The 21,029-nt window shown below is 71.3% G+C and carries 26 protein-coding genes and 4 tRNA genes; 19 read left to right on the forward strand and 11 right to left on the reverse strand.

Going from position 1 to position 21,029, the window contains the following annotated elements:
• The first annotated feature begins 102 nt into the window (after positions 1-102).
• Complete coding sequence (locus ACFWQG_RS10930) at positions 103-786, forward strand: hypothetical protein (RefSeq protein WP_378507637.1); 684 nt, start codon at positions 103-105, stop codon at positions 784-786.
• 3 nt (positions 787-789) lie between these two features.
• Here the strand turns inward: ACFWQG_RS10930 and ACFWQG_RS10935 are convergent, their stop codons facing one another.
• The 4 genes from ACFWQG_RS10935 to ACFWQG_RS10950 form a co-directional block, all read right to left on the reverse strand.
• The gene (locus ACFWQG_RS10935) at positions 790-1,614 is read right to left on the reverse strand and encodes an ABC transporter permease (RefSeq protein ID WP_378507742.1); all 825 of its coding nucleotides are present in this window, start codon (positions 1,612-1,614) and stop codon (positions 790-792) included.
• A gap of 85 nt (positions 1,615-1,699) precedes the next feature.
• The gene (locus ACFWQG_RS10940; RefSeq protein ID WP_378507638.1) at positions 1,700-2,584 is read right to left on the reverse strand and encodes a glycosyltransferase; all 885 of its coding nucleotides are present in this window, start codon (positions 2,582-2,584) and stop codon (positions 1,700-1,702) included.
• Entirely contained in the window at positions 2,581-3,411 is an 831-nt protein-coding gene (locus tag ACFWQG_RS10945; RefSeq protein WP_378507639.1) for an ABC transporter ATP-binding protein, read from the reverse strand. The genes ACFWQG_RS10940 and ACFWQG_RS10945 overlap by 4 nt, the downstream gene beginning before the upstream one ends.
• 237 nt (positions 3,412-3,648) lie before the next feature.
• Positions 3,649-4,245: a bacterial proteasome activator family protein gene (locus ACFWQG_RS10950; protein ID WP_378507640.1), complete on the reverse strand. Its 597-nt coding sequence runs from the start codon at positions 4,243-4,245 to the stop codon at positions 3,649-3,651.
• Positions 4,246-4,385: 140 nt separating this feature from the next.
• Here ACFWQG_RS10950 and ACFWQG_RS10955 point away from each other — a divergent pair, with 140 nt between their 5' ends.
• Positions 4,386-5,585, forward strand: a complete 1,200-nt coding sequence (locus ACFWQG_RS10955) for a cysteine desulfurase-like protein (RefSeq protein WP_378507641.1) — start codon at positions 4,386-4,388, stop codon at positions 5,583-5,585.
• 85 nt (positions 5,586-5,670) lie between these two features.
• Here ACFWQG_RS10955 and ACFWQG_RS10960 read toward each other — a convergent pair whose 3' ends face one another.
• Complete coding sequence (locus tag ACFWQG_RS10960) at positions 5,671-6,657, reverse strand: NAD(P)H-quinone oxidoreductase (RefSeq protein WP_378507642.1); 987 nt, start codon at positions 6,655-6,657, stop codon at positions 5,671-5,673.
• 88 nt (positions 6,658-6,745) lie between these two features.
• Here ACFWQG_RS10960 and ACFWQG_RS10965 point away from each other — a divergent pair, with 88 nt between their 5' ends.
• From ACFWQG_RS10965 to ACFWQG_RS10985, 5 genes are all read left to right on the forward strand, one after another.
• Complete coding sequence (locus ACFWQG_RS10965) at positions 6,746-7,903, forward strand: alpha-hydroxy-acid oxidizing protein (RefSeq protein ID WP_378507743.1); 1,158 nt, start codon at positions 6,746-6,748, stop codon at positions 7,901-7,903.
• An 87-nt stretch (positions 7,904-7,990) separates the two neighbouring features.
• The gene (locus ACFWQG_RS10970; RefSeq protein ID WP_378507744.1) at positions 7,991-8,425 is read left to right on the forward strand and encodes a MarR family winged helix-turn-helix transcriptional regulator; all 435 of its coding nucleotides are present in this window, start codon (positions 7,991-7,993) and stop codon (positions 8,423-8,425) included.
• Positions 8,426-8,474: 49 nt separating this feature from the next.
• Positions 8,475-8,561: transfer RNA gene (locus tag ACFWQG_RS10975), tRNA-Ser, on the forward strand.
• 123 nt (positions 8,562-8,684) lie between these two features.
• Positions 8,685-8,963 (forward strand): hypothetical protein, encoded by a 279-nt coding sequence (locus ACFWQG_RS10980; protein ID WP_378507643.1) that lies wholly within the window; start codon positions 8,685-8,687, stop codon positions 8,961-8,963.
• Between the two features lie 5 nt (positions 8,964-8,968).
• Positions 8,969-9,115 (forward strand): hypothetical protein, encoded by a 147-nt coding sequence (locus ACFWQG_RS10985; RefSeq protein WP_378507644.1) that lies wholly within the window; start codon positions 8,969-8,971, stop codon positions 9,113-9,115.
• On the opposite strand, the gene ACFWQG_RS10990 is transcribed toward ACFWQG_RS10985, so the two are convergent.
• Both ACFWQG_RS10990 and ACFWQG_RS10995 read right to left on the reverse strand, forming a co-directional pair.
• A complete protein-coding gene (locus ACFWQG_RS10990) occupies positions 9,116-9,469 on the reverse strand; it encodes a hypothetical protein (RefSeq protein WP_378507645.1) in 354 nt (117 codons plus the stop codon).
• A gap of 94 nt (positions 9,470-9,563) precedes the next feature.
• The gene (locus ACFWQG_RS10995; protein ID WP_378507646.1) at positions 9,564-10,379 is read right to left on the reverse strand and encodes a DUF5602 domain-containing protein; all 816 of its coding nucleotides are present in this window, start codon (positions 10,377-10,379) and stop codon (positions 9,564-9,566) included.
• A 203-nt stretch (positions 10,380-10,582) separates the two neighbouring features.
• Here ACFWQG_RS10995 and ACFWQG_RS11000 point away from each other — a divergent pair, with 203 nt between their 5' ends.
• Complete coding sequence (locus tag ACFWQG_RS11000; RefSeq protein ID WP_378507647.1) at positions 10,583-11,572, forward strand: alpha/beta hydrolase; 990 nt, start codon at positions 10,583-10,585, stop codon at positions 11,570-11,572.
• 14 nt (positions 11,573-11,586) lie between these two features.
• Here ACFWQG_RS11000 and hisC read toward each other — a convergent pair whose 3' ends face one another.
• The gene (hisC, locus tag ACFWQG_RS11005) at positions 11,587-12,672 is read right to left on the reverse strand and encodes a histidinol-phosphate transaminase (protein ID WP_378507648.1); all 1,086 of its coding nucleotides are present in this window, start codon (positions 12,670-12,672) and stop codon (positions 11,587-11,589) included.
• A 166-nt stretch (positions 12,673-12,838) separates the two neighbouring features.
• On the opposite strand from hisC, the gene ACFWQG_RS11010 reads away from it, so the two are divergent.
• Positions 12,839-12,930 (forward strand) — tRNA-Ser (locus ACFWQG_RS11010).
• Positions 12,931-12,980: 50 nt separating this feature from the next.
• A tRNA-Arg gene (locus ACFWQG_RS11015) sits at positions 12,981-13,056 on the forward strand.
• Positions 13,057-13,192: 136 nt separating this feature from the next.
• Here ACFWQG_RS11015 and ACFWQG_RS11020 read toward each other — a convergent pair.
• Complete coding sequence (locus ACFWQG_RS11020) at positions 13,193-13,714, reverse strand: hypothetical protein (RefSeq protein WP_378507649.1); 522 nt, start codon at positions 13,712-13,714, stop codon at positions 13,193-13,195.
• A gap of 175 nt (positions 13,715-13,889) precedes the next feature.
• Here ACFWQG_RS11020 and ACFWQG_RS11025 point away from each other — a divergent pair, with 175 nt between their 5' ends.
• Positions 13,890-14,480: a putative glycolipid-binding domain-containing protein gene (locus ACFWQG_RS11025; RefSeq protein WP_378507650.1), complete on the forward strand. Its 591-nt coding sequence runs from the start codon at positions 13,890-13,892 to the stop codon at positions 14,478-14,480.
• A 48-nt stretch (positions 14,481-14,528) separates the two neighbouring features.
• Here the strand turns inward: ACFWQG_RS11025 and ACFWQG_RS11030 are convergent, their stop codons facing one another.
• Positions 14,529-15,497, reverse strand: a complete 969-nt coding sequence (locus ACFWQG_RS11030; protein ID WP_378507651.1) for a prephenate dehydrogenase — start codon at positions 15,495-15,497, stop codon at positions 14,529-14,531.
• A gap of 49 nt (positions 15,498-15,546) precedes the next feature.
• On the opposite strand from ACFWQG_RS11030, the gene ACFWQG_RS11035 reads away from it, so the two are divergent.
• On the forward strand, positions 15,547-16,083 hold the full coding sequence (locus ACFWQG_RS11035; RefSeq protein WP_378507652.1) for a tRNA adenosine deaminase-associated protein: 537 nt from the start codon (positions 15,547-15,549) through the stop codon (positions 16,081-16,083).
• A gap of 5 nt (positions 16,084-16,088) precedes the next feature.
• On the forward strand, positions 16,089-16,547 hold the full coding sequence (locus ACFWQG_RS11040) for a nucleoside deaminase (RefSeq protein ID WP_378507745.1): 459 nt from the start codon (positions 16,089-16,091) through the stop codon (positions 16,545-16,547).
• A 9-nt stretch (positions 16,548-16,556) separates the two neighbouring features.
• Here the strand turns inward: ACFWQG_RS11040 and ACFWQG_RS11045 are convergent, their stop codons facing one another.
• Entirely contained in the window at positions 16,557-17,126 is a 570-nt protein-coding gene (locus ACFWQG_RS11045; RefSeq protein WP_378507653.1) for a TetR/AcrR family transcriptional regulator, read from the reverse strand.
• A 78-nt stretch (positions 17,127-17,204) separates the two neighbouring features.
• Here ACFWQG_RS11045 and ACFWQG_RS11050 point away from each other — a divergent pair, with 78 nt between their 5' ends.
• The 6 genes from ACFWQG_RS11050 to ACFWQG_RS11075 all read left to right on the forward strand — a co-directional run bounded on the left by ACFWQG_RS11050 (position 17,205) and on the right by ACFWQG_RS11075 (position 20,971).
• A complete protein-coding gene (locus ACFWQG_RS11050; protein ID WP_378507654.1) occupies positions 17,205-17,804 on the forward strand; it encodes a dihydrofolate reductase family protein in 600 nt (199 codons plus the stop codon).
• 45 nt (positions 17,805-17,849) lie between these two features.
• Positions 17,850-17,940, forward strand: a tRNA-Ser gene (locus ACFWQG_RS11055).
• Positions 17,941-18,027: 87 nt separating this feature from the next.
• Positions 18,028-18,423, forward strand: a complete 396-nt coding sequence (locus ACFWQG_RS11060; RefSeq protein ID WP_378507655.1) for a hypothetical protein — start codon at positions 18,028-18,030, stop codon at positions 18,421-18,423.
• Positions 18,424-18,574: 151 nt separating this feature from the next.
• A complete protein-coding gene (locus ACFWQG_RS11065) occupies positions 18,575-18,871 on the forward strand; it encodes a hypothetical protein (RefSeq protein ID WP_378507656.1) in 297 nt (98 codons plus the stop codon).
• Positions 18,871-20,442, forward strand: a complete 1,572-nt coding sequence (locus ACFWQG_RS11070) for an alpha/beta hydrolase (RefSeq protein WP_378507657.1) — start codon at positions 18,871-18,873, stop codon at positions 20,440-20,442. The genes ACFWQG_RS11065 and ACFWQG_RS11070 overlap by 1 nt, the downstream gene beginning before the upstream one ends.
• Before the next feature lie 73 nt (positions 20,443-20,515).
• Positions 20,516-20,971, forward strand: coding sequence for an RrF2 family transcriptional regulator (locus ACFWQG_RS11075; RefSeq protein ID WP_378507658.1), 456 nt, complete (start codon positions 20,516-20,518; stop codon positions 20,969-20,971).
• The last annotated feature ends 58 nt before the right edge of the window (positions 20,972-21,029 follow it).

A 21,029-nucleotide genomic window follows, 5' to 3' on the forward strand; every position in this document is an offset into this window, starting at 1 on the left:
GGGGGGTGGGTGTTGTTGGTGGGGTTGTTTGTGGTGTCTGTGTTGTTGTTTGGGTGGACGGCGACCCCCCCCCCCCCCCCCCCCCCCCCGGGCCCGGTCGGGGTGCTCGCCGTCGCGGTGCCGTGGCTGCTGGTGCCGATCGTGCTGTTCCTCGGCTACTCCGCCGCGGTCGACAACATCTACCTCGGGCGCTATCTCATCTTCACCACGCCCGCGCTGGCGCTGATCGTCGCGGTCGCCGCCGCCCGGGTCGCCCCGTCCCGGGTGGCGGCCGCGGCGCTGGTGCTGGTGCTGGCGGCGGCGGCGCTGCCCGCCTACCTTGCGCAGCGGCAACCGTGGGGAAAGCCGGGGGGCATGGACTACAGCGCCCTCGCCGACGACCTCGCCGCGCGCGCGGAGCCCGGCGACTGCGTCGCGTTCCAGCCCAGCGTGTCGTGGCAGCCGACGTCGCTGCGCGCGATCGAACAGGTCCGGCCCGACGCGTTCGCCGGGCTCGTCGACGTCGGGTTCGGTGAATCGGGAACCGACCGGGTCAGCCTGTGGGACGCGGACGCCCCCGCCGAGGTCGTCGCCGCCCGAGCGAGGGACTGTGCGGTGGTGTGGGTGGTCACCGACGGCGACCGCACAACCCGCAGCCGGTACCTGCACCCCGCCAACGTGTGGTGGGAGTTCGCGCCGTTCCGGTTCACCGACTCCGAGCTGTACCGGGCGCTGGCCGGTGCCGGGTTCGTCATCGCCGAGCGGGTGCCGGTGCACCACACCCAGCTGGTGCGGATGGTTCGGTGACCGTCACACCCAGTAGGCGACGCGGGACCGGTAGTTCCGCATCGCGAACAGTGCGACGGTCCAGCCGACGACGGTCACCGCGAGGACGATCACCCAGTGGTAGAGCTGCTGGTCGCCGCCGAGCAGCGGGGTGCGGACGATGTCGAGGAAGTGGTACAGCGGGTTGAGCTCGGCGATCTTCGCGCGCTCCGCGTTCCCGGTGCCCTCGAGGGTCTTCTCGGTCCAGATGATCGGGGTCATGAAGAACAGCAGCTGCACGATGCTGCCGAGCAGCGGCGCGATGTCCCGGTAGCGGGTGGACAGGATGCCGAACAGCAGCGACACCCACACCGCATTGATTGCGATCAGGAACAGCGCGGGGATCGCCGCGATCGCGGTCCAGCTGATCGGCTGCGGGAAGATCGCGAAGATGACCACGTAGATGACGATGTTGTGGGCGAACAGGATCATCTGCCGCCACACCAGTCGGTACACGTGCACGCTCAGCGGTGTCGGGAGCTGTTTGATCAGCCCCTCGTTGGACATGAACACGTCCGCACCCTCGAGGATGGACCCGCTGATCAGGTTCCAGATGATGAAGCCGAGGGTGACGTAGGGCAGGAACTCGGCGATGTCCATGTTGAACAACGTGCCGTACAGCAGGCCCATCGCGACCGCGGAGACACCGGTCGCGATCGTGATCCAGAACGGGCCGAGCACCGAGCGGCGGTACCGCTGCTTGATGTCCTGCCAGCCAAGGTGCAGCCACAGTTCGCGGTGCCGGAATCCTTCCCGGAGGTCCTGGAAGGCCCGCCGGAAACTCCGGGAATCGGCGTGCACGGTGTCGATCGGGGCTGCGGTGGGCGTGTCGGGCACAGGGGACGAGACTACTCGCCCGTCCGCACCCGTCGTCCGCTCCTGTTCCAGGTCCACGTCACTGCCGCTCAAAGCGTTCCTCCCGGCCGAGTTTGCGAAGACGCACCCATTCCCGCAGGCCGGCGGGGTCGCGTCGGGTGATCAGGAAATACCAGCCGAAGCGCAGCCACTCCTGGGGGAGCAGCCGCCGCATGCCCGGCTGCGCGAGCAGATAGCCGCGGTTGCGGTAGGTGAAGAAGCGCTTGGTGTCGTTGTCCGGGTACTGGGTGTGCATCCGCCCACCGAGGATCGGTTTGAATTCGTCGGTGCCGCACGGGTGCAGGTACGCCGTGGTCAGGCAGGTGCCGAACGGCAGACCCGACCGGACCAGCCTGCGGTGCACCTCCACCTCGTCGCCGCGGACGAACAACCGCAGGTCCGGGACACCGACGGCGTCGATCGCGGCCGCCGAGAACAGGGCACCGTTGAACAGTGACGCGATCCCGGGCAGCAGGTCGCCGTCGCCGAGCTCGGAGCGGGTCCGCCGCCATTCCAGGCCGCGGCGCAGCGGAAACGCCAGCCGGTCCGGCTCGTCGATGTTGCACACCACCGGCGACACCTCCGCCAGCGCGTTCCGCTCGGCGCAGGCGAGCAGGGCGGCGAGCACGTCCGGGCCCTCGGGGCGGCCGTCGTCGTCGGCGAGCCACACCCAGTCCGCGCCGAGCGCGAGGGCGTGCAGCATGCCGAGCGCGAACCCGCCCGCCCCGCCGAGGTTGTGCTTGGAGCCGATGTAGGTGGTCGGCACGCTCGCCGACTCGACCAGCTTCCGCACGTCGGCCTCGTCGGCGTTGTCGACCACGACGAGGTGGTCCAGCGGTCGCGTCTGCGCGGCGAGCACCCGGAGGGACGCGGCGAGCAGCTCGCGTCGCCGGTGGGTGACGACGACGCCGATGATCGTGCTCACACGGTGCCGTTCGGCGAGGCGGTTTCGGTCTTCTCGCGCTCGATCTCGCGGATCACGTGCGCGACGTGGTCGCCCGCATCGTCGCCCTCGTAGGCGCGCACGACCTCCTCGATGCCGCCGCTCATCCGGATCTGCCCGTGGTCGATCCACATCGCCCGGTCGCACAGCTGCGCGAGGAACTCGTTGGAGTGGCTCGCGAAGACGAGGATGCCGGAGCGTTCGACCAGCGCCTGCAGCCGGGTCCGTGCCTTCTTCATGAAGTCCGCGTCCACCGCGCCGATGCCCTCGTCGAGCAGCAGAATCTCGGGGTCGATGCTGGTGACGACGCCGAGCGCGACCCGAACCCGCATGCCGGTGGAGTAGGTGCGCAGCGGCATGTTCAGGTACTCGCCGAGCTCGGTGAACTCGGCGATCTCGTCGACCTTCGCCAGCATCTGCTTGCGGGTCATGCCCATGAACATGCCGCGGATCAGGATGTTCTCGTAGCCGGAGATCTCCGGGTCCATCCCGACCCCGAGGTCGAAGACCGGTGCGACGCGGCCGCGGACGCGGGCGGTGCCGCGGGTCGGCTCGTAGATGCCGGACAGCAGCCGCAGCAGGGTGGACTTGCCCGCGCCGTTGTGGCCGACCAGGCCGACGCGGTCACCCTCCTTCAGGGACATGGTGATGTCCCGCAGCGCCTCGACGACCACGACATCGGAGCTGTTGCGGCCGATCGCGCCGCCCGCCTTCCCGAGGAACGCCTTCTTCAACGACCGGGTCTTCGCGTCGAAGATCGGGAAGTCGACATACGCGTTGCTGGTCTCGATGCTCACGTGTTCAGTCAAGGTGCGCCTTTCAAAGCGGGTTCAGCCCGCCGGCTGGGCCCGCGGCGGCTGACACGGTCGCCCAGCCTACCGCCCCACCGGATGCGCCCCGGCCGCTCGTGGGGGGGGGGGGGGGGGGGTGGGAGAGGGGGGGGGGGGCGGGGGGTGGGGAAAAGGGTGCCCCACCCAACCACCGAGAGGGGGGTTCCGGGTCTGTGGGGGGGGGAAGGCGGGCTGCTGCCAACGAGCGGGGGTGGCTCACAGGTACTGGCCGGTGCCCGCCTGCGGCTGCTGCTGCCCCGACTGCGGGTGCGCGCCGCCGCCCAGCCCGGGCGGCAGCGCACCCTGCCGCATCTGCTCGAGCTGCGCCCGCGCGGCCATCTGCTGCGCGAACAGCGCGGTCTGGATGCCGTGGAACAAGCCCTCCAGCCAGCCGACCAGCTGGGCCTGCGCGATCCGCAGCTCGGCGTCCGACGGAACGCTGCCGTCGGTGAACGGCAACGCGAGCCGTTCCAGTTCCTCCCGCAGCTCCGGCGCGAGGCCCTGCTCGAGCTCACGAATCGACGACTTGTGGATTTCCTTGAGCCGGGTGCGGCTGGCGTCGTCGAGCGGCGCCGCCCGCACCTCCTCGAGGAGCTGCTTGATCATGGTCCCGATCCGCATCACCTTCGCCGGCTGCTCGACCATGTCGGCGAGGGTCTCCGAGGGCTGCTCCTCGCCGCCCTCCGCTGGCTCGTCGGTGCCGGTGCCCGCGGCGTCCGCTGCGGCGTCGGCCGCCGAGCTGCCCGGCGTCAGCGCCACGGGCCTGCCATCGGGTCCGATCACGACAACGTGCTCATTCTCCGGTTGCGTCATGGCTCCATCTTCGCGGTTTCAGCGCGGAACCGCGAAGAGGCAGCTCGACCGCCGCGCGGCCGCGGTCAGATCGGCTGGCCGGGTGTGCAATCCGTCATCCCGATCACATCGCCGGGAAATCAGGTCTTAGGCTGTCGGTCATGGCTTACGACGTCGCCCGGGTGCGGGGACTGATCCCGTCGCTCGGGGACGGATGGATCCATCTCGATCCGCAGGCCGGAATGCTGCACCCCGATTCCGTGTCGACGGCCGTGTCGACGGCGTTCCGCGGCTCCGCGTCCTCGCACGCCGGACGGCATGCCGGCGCCCGCCGCGCCGCCGAGATCCTGCAGTCCGCCCGCGAGGCGGTCGCCGACCTGGTCGGCGGCGATCCGGCGGGCGTCGTCCTCGGGCCGGATCGGGCGTCGCTGCTGGCGTGGCTGGCTGAGTCGCTCAGCTCCCGGCTCGGGCTCGGCACCGGGGTGGTGCTGTCCCGGTTGGACGAGGAGGCCAACGTCGCGCCGTGGCTGCGGGTGGCGAACCGGTACGGCGCCCAGGTCCGGTGGGCGGAGGTCGAGATCGACACCTGCGACCTGCCAAGCTGGCAGTTCGCCGAACTCATCGGCCCGACGACCCGGCTGGTCGCGTTGACCGCGGCGTCGCCGATCGTCGGGTCCGCGCCCGATGTGCGGGTCGCCGCGGACCGGATCCACGAGATGGGCGGCCTGCTGGTGTGCGACGCCGTCGCCGCAGCGCCGTACGCGCACGTCGACATCCACGAGCTCGGCGCCGACGTCCTCGCCGTGAACGGGCCCACCTGGGGCGGACCGCAGGTCGGGGCGCTGGTGTTCCGGGACCCCGGTCTGATCGACCGGATCCCGCCGATCTCGCTGAACCCGCACGCGCAGGGCCCGGAACGCCTCGAACTGGGCGTGCACCAGTACGCACTGCTGGCGGGGCTGACGGCGTCCATCGACTACCTGGCCAACCTCGACGAGTCCGCGAGCGGCACCCGGCGGGAGCGCCTCGAGACGTCGATCAGCTCGCTGCAGGACTATCACGACCGGCTGTTCGAGCGGCTGCTCGCGTCGCTGCGCAGGCTGCCGCAGGTGACGCTGATAGGGACCTCGCACAGCCGGGTGCCGACGCTCAGCTTCACGATCGCCGGTGTCCCGGCGGACAAGGTCGCCGACCACTTCGCCGAACGCCGGATCGGCACCGTCGTCGGGGGCAGGGGCAGCAGGCTGCTCGACTCGCTCGGCGTCAACGAGGAGGGCGGCGCCGTGACGATCGGCCTCGCCCCGTACACCACGCGCTACGAAATCGACCAGCTCGTCCGTGCCGTCGCCTCGCTCGGCTGACCGTCCCCTCCGCCGGGGTTCCCTAATGTCACATCGGGTCACTCCACGATCGCTAATGTGACATTAGGGAACCCCGGCGCGGCTGTCAGGGGAGGGTGAGGACGATCTTGCCGACGGTGTCGGCGGAGTCCAGCAGCTCGTGCGCGGCGGCGGCCTCGGTGATCGGCAGCTCCGCGTGCACCACCGGGCGAACGGTGCCGTCCGCGATCAGCGGCCACAGCGACCGCGTCACCTCGGCGACGATCTCCGCCTTGCTCGACCGACCGGTCTCCGGGCGGCCGCGCAGGCCGGTCGCGAACACCCGGCCCCGCTTGGCGATCAACTTCCCGAGGTTCAGGTCCCCGATCGCGCCGCCCTGCATGCCGATCACGCAGAGCTGCCCGTCCTTGGCGAGCGCGTCGACGTTGCGGTCCAGGTACTTGGCGCCCATGTTGTCGAGGATCAGGTCGGCGCCGCGCTGCGGGGTGTCGCGGACCGCGGCGACGAAGTCGTCCTCGCGGTAGTTGACGGTCAGCGTCGCGCCGAGGTCGCGGCAGGCGGCGAGCTTGTGCTCGGAGCCTGCGGTGACGGCGACGGTGGCGCCGAGCGCGCCGGCGACCTGGATGGCGTGGGTGCCGATGCCCCCGCCGCCGCCGTGGATGAGCACCAGCTGCCCGGAGTGCATCCCCCCGATCATCACCAGGTTCGACCACACCGTGCAGGCGACCTCCGGCAGCGACGCCGCAGCGACCAGGTCAAGGCCGTCGGGCACCGGAAGTACCTGCGTGGCCGGGACAACCACCTGCTGCGCGTAGCCGCCGCCGGCCAGCAGCGCGCACACCCGGTCGCCGACCCGCCAGTCCGTCACGCCCTCCCCGACCGCGGCGACCGTGCCGGAGCACTCGAGCCCCAGGATCTCGCTCTCGCCTGGCGGCGGCGGATACAGCCCGCGGCGCTGCAGCACGTCCGCGCGGTTGACGGCGGTGGCGGCGACGTCGACGAGCACCCGGCCGGGGCCGGGGGACAGGTCGGGAACTTCGGACCAGGCGAGAACCTCGGGCCCGCCGGGAGCGGTGACGGTGATCGCATGCATGGCTCGACGCTAGCGAACACGCCGGGGCGGTGGCGACAGTACCGGCGGACACACCGGTTACCGTCTCGCCGTGACCTACTTCGGCAACATGCAGAACGAGATCTACTTCGCTGGCCTCGGCGGGACGGTCCCCACGCTGCCGATGACGGCGGCCGGGCTCGAGGACCTGGCCCGGGAGCGGTTGTCTCCGGAGGCATTCGGCTACATCGCGGGCAGCGCGTCCACCGAACGCACGGCGGCGGCGAACCTGGCCGCGTTCGACCGGCATTCGATCGTGCCGCGGATGTTGCGGGGCACCGCATCCGCCGACGCCCGGGACCTCGGTGTCGAGGTGCTCGGGACGCGGCTCGCGGCACCCGTGCTCACCGCGCCGGTCGGGGTGCTTGAGCTGGTGCACCCGGACGCCGAGGCGGCGGTCGGGGCGGTCGCGGCGGAACTCGGTGTCGGGTCGGTGCTCTCGACGGCGGCGTCCACTCCGATCGAGACGGTCGCGCAGGTGTCCGGCGACGCCTGGTGGTACCAGCTGTACTGGCCGTCGGACGACGAGGTGGCCGAGTCGCTGGTGCGGCGCGCGACCGCGGCGGGCGCGAAGGCGCTCGTGGTCACCGCCGACACGCCCGGGATGGGTTGGCGGCCGCGCGATCTCGAGCTGGGTCACCTGCCGTTCCTGCGGGCCAAGGGGATCGCGAACTACCTGTCCGACCCGGTGTTCCGGTCCCGGCTGGCGACCCCGCCGGAGGAGAGCGTCGAGGCCATGCAGATGGCCGTGCTGACCTGGGTGTCGATGTTCGGCAACCACTCGATCCGGGCGAACGACATTGCGCGCCTGCGGGAGTGGACAGATCTCCCGATCGCGGTGAAGGGGGTCGTGCATCCCGACGACGCGCGCGCGGTCGTCGACGCCGGCGCGTCCGGTGTGGTGGTCAGCAACCACGGCGGACGCCAGGTCGACGGTGCGATCGCGGCACTCGACGCGCTCCCCGACGTCGCGGCGGCGGTGGGGGAGCGGGCCACCGTGCTGCTCGACTCCGGGATCCGCAGCGGCGCCGACGTCGTCAAGGCCCTTGCGCTGGGGGCGGACGCGGTCCTGTACGGGCGACCGTGGGTGTACGGGCTGGGACTCGCAGGCGCGGACGGTGTGCGGCACGCGCTCCGGATGCTGCTCGCCGACCTGGACGTGACCCTCGGCCTCGCCGGGTTCGCGTCGGTCGCCGAACTGGATGCGTCGATCCTGCGCAGCATCTGATCGGAGGTTGGTCACTAGACTGGCGAGGTGGCAACAGAGATCGCAGACGCAACCGACGCGGCGCCCCGGTGGCTGAACGCGGCGGAGATGCGGGCGTGGCGAGGGTTCATCGAGGGCAGCCAGCGCCTAATGGAGGTGCTGGGCCGAGAACTGCAGTCCGGGCACGGGATTTCCCTGGCCGACTACCGGATCCTCGTGATGCTGTCGGAGTCCCCGGACGGGTCGGTGCGGATGAGCGAACTCGCCGACGGGGTGCTCTCGTCTCGCAGCAGACTGACCCATCAGGTGCGGCGGCTGGAGACGGAAAACCTGGTCACCCGCAGCACCTGCGTCGAGGACGGTCGCGGCGTCCTTGCCCTGATCACCGACGCCGGGCGCGCGAAGCTCGCCGAGGCGGCGCCGACCCACGTGCGCGGGGTCCGCGGGTATCTGATCGACCTGCTCGACGCCGATGAACTGGCCGGGATGGCGACGGTGTTCGACAAGGTCGACGGGGCGCTCGACACCCGGCCCGGCGCCTGACCGGCGCCGAGTTGGTCCCGCGGTGCTCCCGGCGGTTAGGATTCGCCACGGAAGCGTGGCAGAGCGGCCGAATGCACTCGCCTTGAAAGCGAGCGTGGCGTTAAACCCACCGGGGGTTCAAATCCCTCCGCTTCCGCCGAACGCCCCCACCCGGATCGGGTGGGGGCGTTGTCGTGCGGAGGTGGCGCCCCGCGGTGTCGGTGCCCGCTGCCACACTGGGGCCCGGCAGCGTGGCCGCGTCGAACATCGGAGGAGCGAGATGCGCAAGGTTCCTGGCGGCTGGGTGGGTGCCGCGGTGGTGTTGGTGCTGCTGTTGACCTTCTGGGCGCTGATCGTCGGCACCGTGCTGGTCGGGATCGCGGCGTGGGGCATCTACAAGCTGGTCGGGATCGGGCTCGCGCGGCGGCGTGATCGGCTGACCGGGCAGCGTGCGACCGCGTCCGGGCTGGCGGCGCGTGCCCAGATTCAGCACGAGCAGTACCTGGCCGGCGACGCGCGCGGCGTGTACGGGGAGTACCAGCCGGTGCCGCTCCGATGATCGGGGTGACGGCCGGAACGCGGTGGGCGGTGATCGCGGCGATCGCGATTGCCGGTGTCGTCGCCGTCCGCTGGCTGCGGGCCGGTGCCGCGATGAACGCGGCCGACTGGGCGACCGCCGATCCGATCGGTCCGGACGACCTCGCCGGCTAGCTATCCGGGTGTGTTCAGGTACGTCTCGATGGCCTGCTGGGCCTTCGGGTTGCCGTTGCCGATGCCCACCGCGGCACCGATCGCGGCACCGGTGGGGGCGCCGATCATGCAGCCGGCGAGGCTGCCCGGGAACATCGACACGCAGCCGATGCCGAGTCCGACGGCGGCGCCGATCGCGGTGCCCGCCGCGCCGCCCTGCGCCCACCCCATGCCCAGTTCGGCGAGCATGTTGTCGAGGGCCTGCTGTTTGGTCAGCGGCGGGGGCGGGGCGGGGTCGGCGTGCGCGGTCCCCGTGCCGACGAACATCGCCCCGGCAACGAGAGCCGTGGCCGACATCTTCGTGATCAGCTTCATCGCGATCCCACCTTGCGGACGAAGAGACGAGTCGGGACCGACTGTAGCCCCGCGGACCGACTTTCGTCGGGTGAACGCCCGCGCGCGTCCTCGATCAGGACGCCGCCCGCAGCACCATGCCGCCGAACTCGACGACATACTCGTTTGAGGACTCGTCGAAGCGCGCGGAGTAGGTGGTGGGGTAGTACCCACTCTTCGCGTAGGCCTCGGGCTGCCTGATCTGCTGCTCGACGCTCTGCCTCGTCAACATCCAGTCGCGCGTCATCATCGGTTCCATGAATGTGTATGCACCGTCCCATGATCCGGCGATCAGCACCTGCTGGAAGTCGAAGCCGGGCCCGATCCTGTCGGCGCTGTCGAACCAGTGCATTCCCATGTCGGGCACCGTGTTCAGCACGGCGGGGCCGGGTGCCGGTGCGTACCCGGCAGGCATGTAACGCGCAGGCGGAACATTCGACGCGCGCGGAATGAAGTCGAGTCGCATCGGGGTGATCTCGCCGACCGCGGCGGAATCGATCATGTAGAAGTGCATGTCGAAATGGGGTTTGGTGAAGACGCCCGCCGGTTCGTGCCCGTGCGGGTTCCAGTCGACCGTCAGATGGTCGAACACCGTCTCCGGCGCGTCCTGCGGCAGCGCGAGCCGGAACATCTGCATCGGGACGTCCGCCGCGGAGGTCAGCCCGTCGAGCGCGGCCGCGGTCATCCGGATGCCGGTGGCGGTCGGCGTGCCGTCCCCGCCGACCGTGACGTACGAGTGGGCCGACCCGTCGCCGATGGTCACCGTTGGTCCGTCCCGGGTGTCGCCTGCGGCCGCGGCGTCGGGAGCGAGCGCGCACACCCCGCCCACGACCAGGGACGCGGAGGCGGCGAGGGCGAGACCGGTGGAGCGGAGGCGACGCTGAATCCGCATGAGGCACCTCGTTCACGCAGGTGATGGGCGACACAATGATAGCCCGCTTTGCGCTGGTGGATTCCCGCGAGCGGATCGACCGGGTCCCGCCGCCGGGCGCCCGACGGGCGCTCGTGTCGCGCTGCGCGGGGCGCCGGTCTTCGGATACCGTGGCCGCGGCGGCTCGTCCGCAACCCGGCGGGGGCGCCGCACGAGGTGGGCCCATGAAGCTTCTCGTGACGCTGGCACTGTCCGCGGCCCTCTGCGGCCTGATCACCCCCGTGTCCGGTGCCGCGCCGCAGGCGTCGCCCGGGCAGCAGTCCGCGACCGTCGATCGAGTCACGATGCTCACCGACCGGCGTGCCGCGGTATTCGTGCGGTCGCCGTCGATGCGGGAGATCATCCAGGTCCAGGTGCTGCTGCCGCCGCAGCGCACCGGTCCGCGGCCCACCCTCTACCTGCTCGACGGCGCGGGCGGTGGTGAGGAGTCGAACTACCGGGAGAGCACCTGGACCCAGAAGACCGATGCCGTCGCCTTCTTCGCCGACAAGCCGGTCAACGTGGTGCTGCCGGTCGGCGGCACCGGGAGCTACTACACCAATTGGCTGCGGCCCGATCCGACGCTCGGTGTCGACGAATGGGAGACGTTCCTGACCCGGGAACTGCCACCGATCATCGAGGCCCGATTCGCGGGCAACGGCGTCAACGCGATCGCGGGCCTGTCGATGGGCGCACACGCCGCGCTGAACCTCGCCACCCGCCATCCGGCGATGTTCGCGGGGGTGGCGGCCTTCAGTGGATGCCCGGACAACAGCCAGTCGAACTCGCGGCTGTCGGTGCGGGCCACCGTGGCCTGGAAGGGCGGCGACGCCGACAACATGTGGGGGCCCGAGGGCGACCCGGCGTGGGCGGCGAACGATCCGATGCGCAATGCGGATGCCTTGCGGGGCAAGGCCGTCTACCTCTCCACCGGCAACGGGGTGATCGGCCCGCTGGACGACCCCAGCACCGTGGACGGGCTGAGCGCGATCACGCTCGGTGCCGCGTTGGAGGCCGCCGCGCTGCAGTGCACCCGACTGTTCGACGCCCGGCTGCGGCAGCTCGGCATCCCCGCGACCGTCCGCTACCGCGACACCGGAACGCACTCGTGGCCCTACTGGCAGCTGGACCTGCACGACGCCTGGCCGACGCTGGCCCGCGCACTGCGGGTGTGACCACGACCGGCCGGTCAGTCCTGCGCTGCCTTCCGGATCGCGAGGCCGGTGCCGGTCGCGAAGGCGAGGAAGGCGTCGTTCTCGACGGGGTCGCCGATGGTCACCCGGACGCCGTCGCCGGCGAACGGTCGCAGCACGACACCCTCGCTGATGCTGCCCTCCGCGAACTCCGTCGTGCAGGCGCCGAGCGGCAGCCACAGGAAGTTCGCGTTCGACGGGGGCACCTCGTACCCGGCCGCGAGCAGCGCGTCCCGCACCCGCGTCCGCTCGGCGACCACCGTATCGGTGCGGGCCAGCAGCGCGTCCTCGACCGCGAGCGAGGCGATGGCCGCGGTCTGCGCGATCGAACTGACCGCGAACGGCAGGTGCACCTTGCTCAGCGCCGCCACGATCTCGGGGTCGCCGACGGCGTATCCGACGCGGATTCCGGCCAGGCCGTACGCCTTGGAGAAGGTGCGCAGGACAACGACGTTGGGTCGGCCCTCGGCGAGGGCGACACCGTTGACGGCGGTCCCGTCCGCGCCGGGACGCATGTATTCGTAGTAGGCCTCGTCGAGGACGACGAGGATGTCGCCGGGGACCGCGTCGAGGAATCGTTCCAGGGCGGCCGCGGCGACGACCGTCCCGGTCGGGTTGTTCGGGTTGCACACGAAGATCAGCCGCGTGCGGTCGGTGATCGCGGCGAGCATCGCGTCGAGGTCGTGGACGTGGTCCGCGGTCAGCGGAACGCCGACCGGGGTCGCACCGACGACCTGCGCGAGCACCGGGTACACCTCGAAGGCGCGCCACCCGAACATCACCTCGTCGCCGGGGCCCGCGGTGATCTGGACCAGTTCCTGGCACAGGCTGACCGAGCCGCAGCCGGTCGCGATCCGGTCGGCGTCGACCCCGAGCTTGTTCGCCAGCGCGTCCCGCAGTGCCACCGATCCGTTGTCGGGGTAGCGGTTGGCGCCAGCGGCCGCCTCGGCGATCGCGGCCACCACGCCGGGAAGCGGTCCGGCGGTGACCTCGTTGCTCGCCAGCTTGTACGCGCCCGGGTAGCTGCGGCCGGGGGTGTAGGGGCTGATGGCGGCGAGGTCGGGGCGGATGCGTGCGTTCACAACGAACCATTATGCGCGGAGAGGCCTGCTCGGACGTCGGACTGCCGAATTCGGTCCGGCTCGCGGTCGGCGACCAGCGGGAACGGCGGATTCACCAGCCGTTTTGCAGAATCGAGCGGACCCTGTGTAATCTTTCGTCCCGGCGGTTCGAAAGGACCTGAGCCTAGGAAGCGTGCCAGAGCGGCCGAATGGGACTCACTGCTAATGAGTTGTCCTCCTTACAGGGGACCGGAGGTTCAAATCCTCTCGCTTCCGCCACGTCGGTTCGCCGACACCGTCGATCTTTGGATCGGCACAACTGAAGACATGCGCCCGTAGCTCAACGGATAGAGCATCTGACTACGGATCAGAAGGTTAGGGGTTCGAATCCCTTCGGGCGCACCAAGGAAAGCCCCGCGTCGGCACTGCCGGCGCGGGGCTTTTCCGATCCGCCGGGGGATCGGTCGCGCCCGAACGGGCGGTTACCGGAACATCGGCCGAGAGCCGCGCTCGGCATCCGCCCGTTCGATGTCCGTCCGGGTCACCAGCTGCAGCCGCAGATCCCGGTCAGCGACTGCACCTGGAAGCACTCGCCGCAGGTCGTGAGCAGCTCGCGGCGCCTGCTGAGGTCGCGTTTCTGGGCCTTCGCGCGGGCCTGCACCACGCTCGGGGCGAGCGTCGCGACGCCACCGTCGACGGGCAGGTCCACCGCGCCGAAGTGTCGATAGCACCGCAGTCGTTCCTCGGCGGCATGCAGCTCGAGGTCGTCGGCCGCGATGCCGTACGTCGCGAGCACGGCCTTCGCGTAGCCCTCGCCGACGGTGCCGTTGACGCTGACGCACAGCGCGGACAGCAACGGTTCGCCGCGTGCCGCGCAGTCCGCCCCGACCCGGCTGAGGGTCTTGCCGATCCAGTTCTGCAGAAGGTTGCGGGTCCGCACCCCGGACCGCTCCTGGATCTCGTCGGCGAGTTCCTGATAACTGAGGGTGCGCTGGTAGGTGCCGGCCACTTCGATCAGGACGCGGCGGGCCTCGGCGGACCAGATCTCCTGATTGTCGGGCATCGATAACCTCCTGGGGCTGAAATCCGATCAGCCCCATTCTGTGACCGATGTGTTATCGAATGCGCAGGTTTCGCTGTTCCCGACCACGACGGACGCCCGTGCTCCACAATGTTCGGCCGGCACGCTGGCGGTGGCCTCGGCTGCTGAACCGCGTTGCGTCGCTTACCGTAGACAGGTGACCACTCCTGCGCAGGGCGCCGACACCGTTTGGCCCGCGGTCCTCACCTGGCGGGCGCACCACGCGCCCCGGATGGAATCGGTGCGAGTGCAGTTGGTGGGCAACCGGATCAAGGCGTCCGGCCGGATCATCGGCGGTCACTGCGACGAGCATCCCGCGTTCAGCGCGTCCTACGATCTCGTCACCGATGAGGCGGGTGTGACTCGCAGGCTGTCCCTGCGGACCAGCCTCGCGACCGGGGAACGGCACGTCTCGATCAGCCGGGACGCCGAGGGCTACTGGATGGTCGAGGACGGCAGCAGTCACCACCGGTCCGCGTTCGGCGGGGCGCTCGACGTGGACGTGGTGCTCAGCCCGTTCTTCAACACCCTGCCGATCCGGCGGTTCGGGATGCAGCGCGACTCCGAGGACGTCCAGGTTCCGGTCGTGTACGTGTACCTGCCCGACCTGAGCGTGCGGCCCGCGGACCTGACCTACAGCTCCGGCCCCGACGGCATCCACGTGCTCTCGCCGGTGTCCAGCTCGTCGATCACCGTCGACCCCGACGGATTCATCCTCGACTATCCGGGCCTCGCCGAACGCATCTGAGCGGCTCCGCCCGTGAGTCCTTTTGGCCCGCACGCGGACCAGAAGGACTCACAGTGCGCGGAGCGCGCCACCCCGGCGACCCGCCTCCCGCAGGGCCTCCGCCCAGCCGGGGGCGCCGATCTCGATGCCGGTGATGTCCCAGCGGTCCAGGTCGTCGTGACGCTGCCGGGCCCGGTACCCGGCCTCGACGAGGGTCTCGGTGCTCCCCGACTCCGCCAGCGCCCGGCGCGCCTCGGTCAGCAGCGCCAGCGCCTCGTCGAGCGCCACCGTCAACGCCGGGGCGTTGGCCTCGCACATCGCCCGGACCAACGCGGGTGCGGTGCCCGCGACCCGGGTGCCGTCCCGGTACGACCCCGCGGCAAGGGCCAACGCCAGATCCCCACCGGCCGCGGCGGTCACGGCCAGCGCCTCGGCCAGCAGGTGCGGCAGGTGCGAGATCCGGGCGACCGCGGAGTCGTGCTCGGCGGCGCAGGCGGGCACGACCACGGACCCACAGTCCAGGGCGAGGCGCGCGACCCGCGTCCACGCGTCCGGGGCGGTGTCGTCCTCGGCGGCGACCACCCACGCCGCCCCGTCGAACAGGCCAGGGAACCCGGCCGACCATCCGGACTCCGCGGTCCCGGCCATCGGGTGCCCGCCCGCGAACCGCGCGGCGAGGCCGTGCCTGCGGACGGCAGCAAGGACCGAGCCCTTGACGCTGATCACGTCGGTGAGCGTGCAGGCGGGCGCGTGCGCGGCGACCTGCGTCAGGACGCCGTCGAGGGCGGGTTCGGGGACGGCGATCACCACGATCGCGTCGGTGTCCGCGGCGCGGATCAGCGCCGCCCGCAGGTCGGTGCCCGCGTCGAAACCGTCGGCGCGGGCCTCGTCGGCCGGGCCTGCGGATCGGTTCCACCCCCACGCCTGCCGTCCCGCTGCGACGGCGGCCCGCAGCAGCGATCCGCCGATCAGTCCGAGGCCGAGCACACACACCGGGGTAGCAGTCGATTCAGCGGACACTCGCCTAGGTTGGCACATTTGCCCGCTGAACTTCATGTAGGGGCCGAACGCGGACTACGGTTGCCGCATGGCTGCTCAGCGCGCGGGGAACAACGCCCCCTCGGACCAGTTCGAAGACCTCGACGGCTTCGGTGTTGCAGTGGTGCTCGACGACGGGAAGTGGAAGTGCACGGCCCTCACCGGGGCGGCGCTCGCGAGCCTGGAGCAGGCCGAGAAGGAACTGCTCGCCATGCGCGCCTCGGGTGCGGTGTTCGGTCTCCTCGATGTCGACGAGGAGTTCTTCGTGATCCTGCGGCCCGCCCCGACCGGGACCCGGCTGCTGTTGTCCGATGCGACGATGGCCCTCGACTACGACATCGCCGCCGATGTGCTGGAGGCGCTGAACATCGAGACCCCCGACGTCGACCCGGACGATCTCGACGACATCGAGCCGTGGGAGGAGGGCGACCTCGGCGTCCTGTCCGATCTCGGCCTGCCCGAGCCGGTGCTCGGGGTGATCCTCGCGGAAACCGACCTGTACCCCGATGAGCAGTTGTCGATGATCGCGCAGCGGCTCGGGTTCGGCTCGGAGCTGTCCGCGGTTCTCGACGCCGCTTCCCGGTAGTGACGCTGCCGCTCGCCCGCGACGAGGCGATGGTGCGGGCCGCGATCGAGGCGGCGGGTGCCGCGGACGCCGCGGATGTTCCGGTGGGGGCGGTGGTCTTCGACGCCGACGGGGTGGAGCTCGCGCGGGCCGCGAACGCGCGGGAGGCGGCCGGGGACCCGACCGCGCACGCGGAGATCGTGGCGCTGCGGCGGGCGGCGAAGGCGCACGGCGACGGCTGGCGTCTGGAGGGTGCGACGCTGGCGGTGACCCTGGAACCGTGCACGATGTGCGCGGGCGCGTTGGTGCTCGCGCGGGTGTCCCGGGTGGTGTTCGGGGCGTGGGAACCGAAGACCGGCGCGGTCGGGTCGCTGTGGGATGTGGTCCGCGACCGCAGGCTCACCCACCGCCCGCAGGTCCGCGGCGGTGTCCTGGAAGCGGAGTGCGCGGCCCTGCTCGACGACTTCTTCCGGACCCGCCGCTGACCGGGTCGCTCACGGTGGCAGGAGCCCCGACACCAGGGCGTCGATGATCTCGTCCGTCGGGGTGTCGGGCATCAGGGGAGTGGTCAGCCGCTCGAGAAGTAGGCCGTCGACGGCGTAGTGGAACAGCGCGATTTCCCGCGCGCCGCCCGGCAGCCCGGCCGCGGTGTTGAACGCGACATCCGCCTCGAATCCGGTTCGGCCCCAAGCGGACATCATTGCCGCGACCTCGGGTCGTCGGCTGCTTTCCAGTCGGAGCTCGAACAGCGCGAGCGTCACCTCGCGATTCTCGGTGAGCCGCCGGACGATGTCCCGGACATAGTCGGCGAACAGTTCGCGGCTCGGCTCGCGGTCGGCCAGCGTTGCCAGGGCCTCGGCGCCGGGGATCAGTCGTTCGCCGATCCGTTCCACGAGGCCGGCGATGAGGGCGTCCCGGCTGCGGAAGTAGTTCGATGCGGTGCCCAGCGGGACGCCCGCCGCACGATCGACCGCCCGGTGGGTGAGGCCCCGGGCGCCCTCGGCGGCGAGGACGGTCAGGCCCGCGTCGGCGAGCAGCTGCCGACGTTCGTCATTGCGTGCCATGCGACGAATCCTAGCGCAACCACGACACCTGTTGTATGTTCGTGGCAACCACAACAACTGCAGTGATTGGAGTCCGGCATGCGTGAACTCGTGTACTACGTCGCCGCGAGCCTCGACGGCTACATCGCGGGCCCCGACGGTCGATACGACGCATTTCTGATGGAGGGCGACCACATGGCCGACCTCGCCCGGTTCGCCGACGCCATCCCCACCGACGGTGCCGCGCACCTCGGAATTCCCCAGCCGGGCACCCGATTCGACACCGTGCTGATGGGGTGGAACACCTATGCGGGCGGCGCGGCCGAAGGCGCGACCAGCCCGTATCGGCACCTGCGCCAGATCGTGTTCTCGCGCAGCAACCACGCCGATGCAGAGAACCTGGAGGTCGCCGCCGCCGACCCGGTGGAACTGGTGCGTGAACTGAGGCGCACGGACGGCGCGGACATCTGGCTGTGTGGCGGCGGCGCACTGGCCGGTGCGCTCGTCGACGAGATCGACAGACTGATCGTGAAGCGTCACCCGGTGCTCTTCGGTGCCGGTGTCCCGCTCTTCGGTGGGGTCGCGTATCGGCCCGCGGTGTTCGACGTGGTGGACACCCGGACGTTCTCCTCGGGCGTCGAGGTGGTCGAGTACGTGCCGCGAAGGGCCTCGGCGACTTCGCCTGTTTCTGCAGGTTGAGGCACGATTTCGTTCCCGCGGGGGCATTCGGGTACTGTTTCCCGCGGTGGCGTGTCCGAGCGGCCGAAGGTGCAGCACTCGAAATGCTGTGTACGGTAACCCCGTACCGAGGGTTCAAATCCCTCCGCCACCGCCAAGGCTCCCCAGCTGTGTACGCAGGTGGGGAGCTTTTTTCGTGCGGGTGTCCCCGTCTCGGCGCGGTGGACCGGCCATTCTGGTAACCATGGTGGCCGTGAACAAGGCCTCGATCGTGATTCCCCTCGCCGGTGCTGCGCTGCTGGCTCTCGCCGGATGCTCGTCGGACGAGTCGTCCGGTGCCACCGAGGACGGCTTGCGGGCCGCGCTCGACGCCCAGTACGCGAACCTGCAGCAGGGCGACTGGGCCGCCGATTACGACAACCTGTCCGCGCGCTGCCAGGAGAAGTTCGGGCGGGAGGAATACACCGAGGCGGCGGCGACGGCGTACGCGGGCCGGGACTTCTCCGGCCCGCAGCAGGTCGAGATCACGATGGACGGTGACTCGGCGACCGTCGTCGCGACCTCGTTCGACGGCAAGGGCAACAAGGCGCCGATGACGTGGACCTACCTCGACGGCGAATGGCGATTCGACAGCTGCTGACCCACCGCGAGTGCGTCGCCCGGAGTGCCGTGCGACGCACCCCGGGCGCGGCCGGTTCCCCTGGGGATCGCCGCCTGTGGACGGCCGATTCCCCGCCCCGATCAGCGCTAGCGTGCGGCTGAGCACAGCGGAGTGCCGGAGGGGGTAGCCGATGTCGGGGGAGATGAGCGTCGACGTCGCGGCGGTGGAGACGCTGGCGGCGGCGTTGGCCGTCGCGGCGGGCCGGACGGCGGGCGGTGACCCCGCGGCGCCGATCGCGGCCGCGGCGGCGGCGTTGCCCGGGTCGGACACCGCGGCCGTGCTGGTGCCGCTGTCCGTGGGCCTGTCCGGTGCGGTCGGGGATGCCGCCGCGCGGCTCCAGGAGATGGCCGCCACCGCACGACGGTCCGCGGCCGGATACCTCGCCGCCGACGATGCGACGGCGGCCCGGCTGCGCGGCGAACTCTGATGCGTCCCACCCTCACCCAACTGCGCGCCTGGACCCCGGAGGCGCTGACCGGGCATGCCGCCGTTCTTACCGCGCTGAGCGAGCACCACCTCGCGAGCGTCGCCTGCGCGGATGCCCGGGTTCGGGACGTCGCGTGGACCGGGGTCGCCGCCGTCGCCGCGGCGGAGCGGTCGGATCGAGAAGTCGCCGCGTCGAAGGCGTTGTCCGCGCACCTCGACGCCGTCGCCGGGGCGCTGCGGGAGGCCGCGCACCGGGTCGGTGCCGCCCGCGCCGCGGCGCTCGCCCTCGCGGACGAGGCGGTCGACCGGTTCGGGCTGCGCGTCACCGACTCCGGGCGGGTCGCCGCGCCGGCGACGTCCCGGCTCGGCAGCCTGCTCGTCACCGTCCTGATGCGGGTCGCGCTCGCCGAGCTGGCCCGGATCCAGGACGCCAGGTTGGCGGCGGCACTCGATGCGGTGGACGCCGCCGACCGCGCGGCAGCGACGGCGCTCCGTGGCGTGGACCATGCATCGGTCCCGCCGGGCGATGCGTCCCCCGAAGACAATTCGCGCTATTGGCGGCGGCTGACTCCGGCACAGCGCGGTGCCGTGCTCGCCGAGCATCCGGACTGGATCGGCAACCGTGACGGCATCCCGGCGGCGGTCCGTGACACCGCGAACCGGGCGGTGCTGGAGGCCGACCGGCGCGGCCTCGCCGACCGCATCGAGGAGATTCGGGCGGCGGGCCGGTACCGGGATCCCCTCGGTGGCGCCAGCTGGTGGGCCCGGGCCGAGGTGTCGGCGGCGCGGGCCCGTCTCGACGAGATCGACTCCGTGGCACGGGCTCTCGACGACCCGGAGCGACGACTGCTCGTCTATCGCGGCGGCGCAGAGGTGCGCGCCGCGGTCGCGGTCGGCGATGTCGACCGCGCCGACCACGTCGCGGTGTTCACGCCGGGCGTGAACTCCACCGTCGGGGGCGACCTCGGGAGGTACGCCGATGCCCTGACCCGGGTGCGGGCGAGCGGTGCCAGGCAGCTCGGCGCAGTCGGCCGCGACGAGTCCGTCGCAACGGTCGTGTGGATGGATTATCGTGCGCCGCAACTGGACCCGGCGGAGCCGTTCGATGCGCTGCGGGATGCGGTGGTCGACCTCGCGGGTGGTGCCGCGGCTCGGTCGGGGGCCGAGTCGCTGGCGTCCTTCCTGCGCGGCCTCACCGCGGCGCGGTCCGGGGAGATGCACCTGACCGCGGTCGGCCACTCCTACGGATCGACGGTCACCGGGTTGGCGCTGCAACACGGACCGGCAGGCGTCGACGACGCGGTGTTCCTCGGCTCGCCCGGCGTCGGCGCCGACGACGTCACCGACCTCGGGCTCGCGCCGGGTCGGGTGTTCGCCGCGGACGCCCCCGGCGACCTGATCGCCGACCTCGGCGTCTACGGCGCCGACCCGGACACGCTCGCCGGCGTCACCGTCCTGCCCACCGCCGCCCGCGACTCGCTCACCGGCGTGACGGGCCACAGCGGGTACCTCGATTCGGGCAGTGCCAGCCTCGACAACGTCGCCGCCGTCGTCGCCGGACTACCCGGATGAGGCGGCCTTGCCGGTTTCATACCTGGATGGTAGGAATTTGCGTTGGCGACGGGTCCGACGAGGGGTGGGTGGCGTGCACATCAGCGCGAAGGTCGACTACGCGGTGCGCACCCTCGTCGAGATCGCCGCCGCGGACACCACACCGGTCAAGGCCGAGCACCTGGCAGGCGCCCAGTCCATTCCCCACAAGTTCCTTGAAGCCGTTCTCGGCGACCTGCGCCGCGCAGGCCTGGTGCACAGCCGCCGCGGCCCCGACGGGGGCTACTGGCTGGCCCGGCCCGCGGCGGACATCGCGGTCGCGGACGTGATCCGCGCCGTCGAGGGACCCCTCGCCTCCGTGCGCGGGGACCGCCCCGAGGAGGTCACCTACGGCGGCGCCGCCGCGCCGCTCCGGGACGTATGGATCGCGGTCCGGGTGAACCTGCGTGCCGTGCTCGAGGCCGTCACCGTCGCCGACATCGCCGCGGGCGACCTGCCCGCGTTTGTCGCCGACCTGACCGCCGACCCGCAGGCGTGGCACCGCCGCTGACCGTCCCGCCCGCGCGCCCGCCCGACGACAAACGAGCAGGTTGGTAGCCTCTTTCGAT

This window comes from Rhodococcus sp. NPDC058532 (genome assembly GCF_042719255.1).
In the GTDB taxonomy this organism is placed as follows: domain Bacteria; phylum Actinomycetota; class Actinomycetes; order Mycobacteriales; family Mycobacteriaceae; genus Rhodococcus_G.

Excerpts from the sequence above, each read along its gene's own strand:
- ACFWQG_RS10950 (WP_378507640.1), bottom strand. The coding sequence starts at position 4,245 with ATGACGCAACCGGAGAATGAGCACGTTGTCGTGATCGGACCCGATGGC.
- ACFWQG_RS10955 (WP_378507641.1), top strand. The coding sequence starts at position 4,386 with ATGGCTTACGACGTCGCCCGGGTGCGGGGACTGATCCCGTCGCTCGGG.
- ACFWQG_RS10960 (WP_378507642.1), bottom strand. The coding sequence starts at position 6,657 with ATGCATGCGATCACCGTCACCGCTCCCGGCGGGCCCGAGGTTCTCGCC.
- ACFWQG_RS10965 (WP_378507743.1), top strand. The coding sequence starts at position 6,746 with ATGCAGAACGAGATCTACTTCGCTGGCCTCGGCGGGACGGTCCCCACG.
- ACFWQG_RS10970 (WP_378507744.1), top strand. The coding sequence starts at position 7,991 with ATGCGGGCGTGGCGAGGGTTCATCGAGGGCAGCCAGCGCCTAATGGAG.
- ACFWQG_RS10980 (WP_378507643.1), top strand. The coding sequence starts at position 8,685 with ATGCGCAAGGTTCCTGGCGGCTGGGTGGGTGCCGCGGTGGTGTTGGTG.
- ACFWQG_RS10990 (WP_378507645.1), bottom strand. The coding sequence starts at position 9,469 with ATGAAGCTGATCACGAAGATGTCGGCCACGGCTCTCGTTGCCGGGGCG.
- ACFWQG_RS10995 (WP_378507646.1), bottom strand. The coding sequence starts at position 10,379 with ATGCGGATTCAGCGTCGCCTCCGCTCCACCGGTCTCGCCCTCGCCGCC.
- ACFWQG_RS11000 (WP_378507647.1), top strand. The coding sequence starts at position 10,583 with ATGAAGCTTCTCGTGACGCTGGCACTGTCCGCGGCCCTCTGCGGCCTG.
- ACFWQG_RS11020 (WP_378507649.1), bottom strand. The coding sequence starts at position 13,714 with ATGCCCGACAATCAGGAGATCTGGTCCGCCGAGGCCCGCCGCGTCCTG.
- ACFWQG_RS11030 (WP_378507651.1), bottom strand. The coding sequence starts at position 15,497 with ATGTGCCAACCTAGGCGAGTGTCCGCTGAATCGACTGCTACCCCGGTG.
- ACFWQG_RS11035 (WP_378507652.1), top strand. The coding sequence starts at position 15,547 with ATGGCTGCTCAGCGCGCGGGGAACAACGCCCCCTCGGACCAGTTCGAA.
- ACFWQG_RS11045 (WP_378507653.1), bottom strand. The coding sequence starts at position 17,126 with ATGGCACGCAATGACGAACGTCGGCAGCTGCTCGCCGACGCGGGCCTG.
- ACFWQG_RS11050 (WP_378507654.1), top strand. The coding sequence starts at position 17,205 with ATGCGTGAACTCGTGTACTACGTCGCCGCGAGCCTCGACGGCTACATC.
- ACFWQG_RS11060 (WP_378507655.1), top strand. The coding sequence starts at position 18,028 with ATGGTGGCCGTGAACAAGGCCTCGATCGTGATTCCCCTCGCCGGTGCT.
- ACFWQG_RS11065 (WP_378507656.1), top strand. The coding sequence starts at position 18,575 with ATGTCGGGGGAGATGAGCGTCGACGTCGCGGCGGTGGAGACGCTGGCG.
- ACFWQG_RS11070 (WP_378507657.1), top strand. The coding sequence starts at position 18,871 with ATGCGTCCCACCCTCACCCAACTGCGCGCCTGGACCCCGGAGGCGCTG.